6 protein-coding genes are annotated in these 6000 nt (G+C 69.1%); 2 read left to right on the plus strand and 4 right to left on the minus strand.

Annotated features, from left to right (window positions below):
• Window positions 1–45: 45 nt before the first annotated feature.
• Window positions 46–945, minus strand: coding sequence for a sterol desaturase family protein (locus RM1_RS23000; protein ID WP_072753964.1), 900 nt, complete (start codon window positions 943–945; stop codon window positions 46–48).
• 91 nt (window positions 946–1036) lie between these two features.
• Here RM1_RS23000 and RM1_RS23005 point away from each other — a divergent pair, with 91 nt between their 5' ends.
• Window positions 1037–1501, plus strand: coding sequence for a hypothetical protein (locus tag RM1_RS23005; protein ID WP_156042500.1), 465 nt, complete (start codon window positions 1037–1039; stop codon window positions 1499–1501).
• A gap of 79 nt (window positions 1502–1580) precedes the next feature.
• On the opposite strand, the gene RM1_RS23010 is transcribed toward RM1_RS23005, so the two are convergent.
• Window positions 1581–3740: an MMPL family transporter gene (locus RM1_RS23010; protein ID WP_072753957.1), complete on the minus strand. Its 2160-nt coding sequence runs from the start codon at window positions 3738–3740 to the stop codon at window positions 1581–1583.
• Window positions 3741–3902: 162 nt separating this feature from the next.
• Between RM1_RS23010 and RM1_RS23015 the strand changes: the two genes are divergently transcribed.
• Window positions 3903–4454 carry a TetR/AcrR family transcriptional regulator gene (locus RM1_RS23015; RefSeq protein ID WP_027501695.1) on the plus strand — a complete coding sequence of 184 codons (552 nt, stop codon included), beginning with the start codon at window positions 3903–3905 and terminating at the stop codon, window positions 4452–4454.
• A gap of 36 nt (window positions 4455–4490) precedes the next feature.
• On the opposite strand, the gene RM1_RS23020 is transcribed toward RM1_RS23015, so the two are convergent.
• Both RM1_RS23020 and RM1_RS27215 read right to left on the minus strand, forming a co-directional pair.
• Window positions 4491–5609, minus strand: coding sequence for an LLM class flavin-dependent oxidoreductase (locus tag RM1_RS23020; protein WP_072753958.1), 1119 nt, complete (start codon window positions 5607–5609; stop codon window positions 4491–4493).
• 94 nt (window positions 5610–5703) lie between these two features.
• Window positions 5704–5778 carry a putative leader peptide gene (locus RM1_RS27215; RefSeq protein WP_369693554.1) on the minus strand — a complete coding sequence of 25 codons (75 nt, stop codon included), beginning with the start codon at window positions 5776–5778 and terminating at the stop codon, window positions 5704–5706.
• Window positions 5779–6000: the final 222 nt, after the last annotated feature.

The following is a 6000-nucleotide window of genomic DNA, read 5'->3' on the forward strand; positions in this document are numbered from 1 at the left end:
GTTAACACGTGAAGTGTGACGCAGGCCATCACCGCTACCGGGCGGTCATGGCGTCCATCCCGGCGGGCCGAACACGTACCCGAACCGTTCCCGCCACGACCCGGCGGCGCGCACGTCGCGGCCGATGGCGGCGTACTCGTGCCCCTGCAGGGTGAGGATGTTGTTGGTGCGCACCGGGGTGGTCAGCCCGTAGGTGGGGCGGTGCGTCTCGGGAGTGAAGGTGCCGAACATGCGGTCCCAGATGATCAGGATTCCTGCGTAGTTCTTGTCGAGATACTCGGGGTCGCAGCCGTGATGCACCCGGTGGTGCGACGGCGTGTTGAACACCAGCTCGACCGGCCGGGGCAGCCGGTCCACCCGCTCGGTGTGCACGAAGAACTGGTACACGAGGTTGATCGAGAACCCGACGAACACCATCCACGGCGGGATCCCGATGAGCGGCAACGGGATCCACATCAGGATCTCGCCGCTGTTGTTCCATTTCTGTCGCAGCGCGGTGGCGAAGTTGAAGTACTCGCTGGAATGGTGCGCCTGGTGGGTGGCCCACACGATCCGGGTGCGGTGGGCGATCCGGTGGTACCAGTAGAACAACAGGTCGACGCCGACGATCAGGATCGCCCAGGTGTACCAGGCGTCCACCGGCAGATGCCACGGCGCCAGATACGCGTAGATCGCCGCGTACCCGACCAGGGCGATGGCCTTCCATGCGGCGCTGGTCAACACGGACACCGCGCCCATCGAGATGCTGGTCCGCGCGTCCACGGCGTCGTAGCCGCCGCGCGGGGGATGGGCCCGCCCGTCCGCGCCGAATTCGGGCGCGGCGAGGTACCGGGCCGCCGTCCATTCCAGGGCGAGGAACAGGACGAAGAAGGGAATGGCGAACGCGACAGGGTCGCGCAACGGCCTCGGCAGCGAGTTCCACAATTCCGGCAGGGATTCCCACATGTAGAGCAGTGTGACCGGCGACACGGGGCCCTGTCACCGGATGTTCACCCCCCGTGATGCGGGCGCCGACATTTGCATCCACAATGACCGGGTGAAACGCACTGTGACCGCCCTCGCACTCGGGGCCACTCTCCTTCTTGCCGGCTGCAGCTCCGAGGACACCTCGTCCGCGGCCGAGGCCTCCGCCGCTCCCACCACCACCTGCCCCGGCGACGCCAGCGCCGACGATCCCACCGCGACCGTGATCGCGAAGTCCGCGGCGCTGCCCTCCGGCGTCACCGTCGACGGTGCCGTCACCAAGCTGAACAGCGGACAGACCCCGTCGACCGTGGATCTCACGGTCCGGGTCTGCGCGAGCGACCTCGACGGCGACGCGCTCAAGGACACCGCCTCCGCGATCGCCGTGATCGCCAAGCCGTCGCTGCTCGGATCCATGATCGGCGTGCTGACCGTCACGGAGGTCGGCGGAGACAGCGTCCACACGACCAACTTCCAGGCCGAGAACTGGGATCCGGCGCAGCCGGCCGACAGCCACCGGGCGGCCTGGACCAGCTAGCCACTACGACAACGAGCAGGGCCCGCCCTTTCCGTGGTGACGGAAGGGGCGGGCCCTGTGTGGTTCCGGCTCGGCGGGGTCAGACCCGCGCGGGCTCCAGATCCTCGTCGGGGCGGCTTGCGGTGACGGCGTCACCGTGCCCCGGCCACCAGGCCTTGTGGCCGAGCAGTGCGGTGATCGAGGGCACCAGGAACATCGACATCACGAACGACGAGAGCAGGATGCCAAGGGCGACAGCGAATCCCATCTCGGTCATGAAGGCGATCCCGGACAGCAGCATCGACCCGAAGGTGCCCGCCAGGATGATGCCGGCAGCGCCCACCGACGGCCCGCCGTGTGCGATGGCCAATCGGGCTGCCTCCCTTGGGCTTCGGCCCTCGCGTGCCTCCTCGCGGAGTCTCGCGATCATCAGGATGTTGTAGTCCGTCCCGATCGCCACTACGAACAGATACAGCATGATCGGCAGCGAGAACGAGATGCCGGGCCGATCGCCGACCACGGTGAACAGGAACGCGGTCGCGCCCATGGTGGAGAAGAACACCAGCACCACCGACGCCATCAGGTAGAGCGGCGCCACCAGCGAACGCAGCAGCAGCGCAAGGATCAGCGCGATCAGCACGCCCGCCACCGGGAAGATCACCGACAGGTCGCGGTTGTTCGCGTCGCGGATGTCCGTGAACGCCGCGGTCGGCCCGCCGACCAGCACCTCGGTGCCCTCCGGTGCGGCGGTGTGCGCGGCCTCGCGCAGCGGGTCGATCGCGTCGAGCGCCTCGTTGGACTGCGGGCTGTAGTTCAGCAGCAGGTTGATCTGAGCGGTGCTGCCGTCCTTGGAGATCAGCGCGAAACCGCCGTCCGGCCCCGCGGGCATGGCGCCGCCGATGCCGGGTGCGGACGCCAGTTCGTGGGCGACCCGCTCCACCTCGGCCTTGTCCAACGCAGTGCCGTTCGTGGAGTGCAGGTACACCAGCGTCGGGTTGAGTGCGCCGGCGGGGAACCCGGACTGCAGGTCCTTGATGCCGCGCGCCGACTCGGTGGTCGACGGCAGCTGACCGAGCTGGTCGTAGTCCGTCTTGAAGCCGAACATGCCGAGCGCCATCACGACCAGCAGCCCGCCGGAGACGAGCGCGACCACGCCGGGACGACGGCCGGTGAACGCGCCGAGCTTGGCGAAGACGGTGCCCTTGGGCTCCTTCTGCCAGGACTTCGACGGCCAGAACACCTTGGTGCCGATCAGCGCCACGATCGCGGGGATCAGCGTCAGCGAGGCGAGCGCCATGATGCCGACGCCGATGGCCAGACCGGGGCCGAGGCTGCGGAACGCGCCGAAGATCGCGAGCAGCAGCGCGCAGAACGCCACGATGATGGCGCCGGCCGCGGAGGCGATGACCTCGCCGACCCGCTCGACCGCATTGATCAGCGCGGTGGTCTTCTCCTCGCCCGCGCGCAGCCGCTCACGGAAGCGGAACAGCAGGAACAGGATGTAGTCGGTGCCGACGCCGAACAGCACGACGGTCAGGATGATCTGCAGCGACTGGTCGACCTGCAGGCCGGTGCCCTTCGCGACCAGGGCGATGATGCCGGGCGCGATGGACGAGACGATGCCGACCGAGACGATCGGCAGCAGGGCCGCGACGGGACTGCGGTAGATGACCAGCAGCAGCCCGATGATCAGCAGGACCGTGACGATGCCGATGATCGCCTCGGCGTTCTTGAACGCCTCCTCGTTGTCGACCATGAGCGCGGCGTCACCGGTGACCGACATCCGCAGGCCGCTGTCCGCGAGGGTCTCGCCGCCGATCTTGCGGATCTCCTTGACCGCCTCACCGACCGGCTTCTCGTCGGGCAGGCCCTGGAGTCCGACGCTGACCAGCTGGACTTCCTTGTTCTCGGCGAGCGCCTGCGGTCCCGTCTCGGCGCCGACGACCCGATCGATACCGGTTGCGTTGATCGTGCCTGCCAGGCTCTCGACCTTGGCCTGGTCCTCCGCGGAGAGCTGCTGCCCGTCCTCGCGCTTGATGACGATGGTCGCCGTGGCGTCCTCGGATTTCCCGAACTGCTCCTCGGCGAGGTGCTGCGCCTGAATGGACTCGTAGGTATCCGGCAGGAATCCGGACTGCTCCTTGTTGAGCACGTCGGTCAGCGTTGGCGCGAGCGCCACGACCGCGACGGCGGCGATGATCCACGCCGCAATGATCTTCCATGGATTGTGTACAACGAATCGAGCAAGTTTCCCGAACATGTGCCCCTCCACACCGCGTTCTGCAAGTTTGCCTACCGTGCGGTAGGTAGACTACGCACCCACGTGGGCGACGGACAACTGGAATGATTCGTCGCCGCGCTGTGTGGGGCCTTATGGTGCCGGTGTGTTCGGACCGGACCGAAGGAAGAGAGGTGGTCGACGATGGGCGCGCGAGATACCAGATCGGCCATCAGAGAGGCCGCTCTCCGGCAGTTCATCGCCAAGGGCGTCGAGCAGACCAGCCTGAGGGAGATCGCCGACGAGGTCGGCATCACCAAGGCCTCGCTCTACTACCACTACTCGTCCAAGGCCGACCTGCTCCTGGCCATCGTGACCCCGATCCTGTTCGTCATGCGCGACGTCGCCGACGCGCTCGATCAGGCGCCGCACACCGAGGACGGCATCCGGGAGGTGTTGCGCCGCTACCTGATCGGGCTGCTCAATCACCGTGCGGAGGGGTCGCTGTTCGTCCGGGACGCCTCCGCGATGAGCGCCACCCTCGGCCCGATCCTGCCCGAGCTGATCGAGATCAACCGGCGGATCAACATCTGGTTGGCCGGCCCGGACGCCCCAGCGGAGTCCACGATCCGCGCGGTCGCGGCGCTGGAGGTGCTCAACACGGCGCTGTCGGCGAACCTGGCGGTGCCGGACGCCGACGACGAGGAGCTCGGGCGGGTGCTGCTCGACGCGGCGATGGGCGTGCTGCGACTGTAGATCCGGTCGACCGCAGACGCCCCCGCCCGCAGTCGGTCACACCGAGATCAGCGCCCGCCCACCCGCCAGCAGGCCCCGGCGCGCCAGGATCGGCCGCACCCCCTCGCCGAACCAGTACGCCTCCTCCAGGTGCGGGTACCCGGACAGCACGAACTCGTCCAGGCCGAGCGAGTGGTACTCCTCGATCCGGTCCGCGACCTCCTCGTGGCTGCCGACCAGCGCGGTGCCCGCCCCGCCGCGGACCAGCCCGACGCCCGCCCACAGGTTCGGGGAGATCTCCAGGGACGCGGTGCTGCCGCCGTGCAGGGCCGCCATCCGCCGCTGCCCCTCCGACTCGGACCGCGCGAACCGGGCGCTGGCCTCGGCGACCGCGGTCGGGTCGAGGCCGGCGAGCATCGTGTCGGCGACCGCCCACGCCTGCTTCGAGGTGTCGCGGGTGATCACGTGCAGCCTGATGCCGAACCGGATGGTCCGCCCGGCCCGTTCGGCGTGCTCGCGGACCGCGGCGATCTTCGCGGCCACCTGTGCCGGCGGCTCGCCCCAGGTGAGGTACACGTCGGCGTGGGCAGCCGCCACCGGCAGTGCCGCCGCGGAGGATCCGCCGAAATAGATGGGCGGCACCGGGTTCGGCGGAGCCGACGTGGTCGCGCCGACCAGCTTGTAGTGCTCGCCGTCGAAGTCGAACGGGGCCTCGCCCCACGTCCCGCGCAGCGCCTGCAGGAACTCGGCGGTGCGCGCGTAGCGCTGCTCCTTGGTCAGCCAGTCGCCGTAGCTGCGCTGCTCCTGCGAGTCGCCGCCGGTCACCACGTTGAGCAGCAGTCGCCCGCCGGACAGGCGCTGGTAGCTGGCGGCCATCTGCGCGGCCAGTGTCGGCGAGATGACCCCTGGCCGGAACGCGACCAGGAACTTGAGCCGCTCGGTCAGCGGGATCAGGGCGGCCGTGGTCAGCCAGGCGTCCTCGCAGTGCGTCCCGGTTGGGGTGAGCACGCCGGTGAACCCGGCCTGCTCGGCGGCGCGGGCGACCTGGGTCAGGTACTCGAGGGTCGGGGCCCTGTTCCCGGCGGTCCGGGGATCGGCGGTGGACGAGTTCGAGTTGTCCACGATGCCGCGGCCGTCGCCGGCGGTGGGCAGGAACCAGTGCAGGTCGATGCTCATGAAGGGTGCTCCGAGATGTCAGTGCGGCGGCATGCGCGCGCCGGTCGACGAGCCGTTGGGGCCCAGTCGCGGGGAGGGGGAGCGGGGCGGACCGCTACTGACAGAGCGCGGCGGCAACGCGCAGGAGGTCGACGTGGCGTCGCACCGTGAGCGCAGAGTTGCCGGACATGCGGTCCAGGCTGGCAGTGGCGAGCTGGGCCTGTCAACTGCGCTTGCCCGGTTTCATACCGCGATGGTAGGAATCAACCGCCGGATGGACCGGTCAGGCGAGGGGGCAGCCGTGCACATCACCGCGAAGGTGGACTACGCCGTGCGCACGCTGGTCGAACTGGCCGCGGCGGGGGTAGGCGCCCGTGAAGGCGGAGTACCTCGCGAACGCGCAGACGATCCC

It is taken from the genome of Rhodococcus maanshanensis NBRC 100610 (assembly GCF_001894865.1).
Lineage (GTDB): Bacteria > Actinomycetota > Actinomycetes > Mycobacteriales > Mycobacteriaceae > Rhodococcus_G > Rhodococcus_G maanshanensis.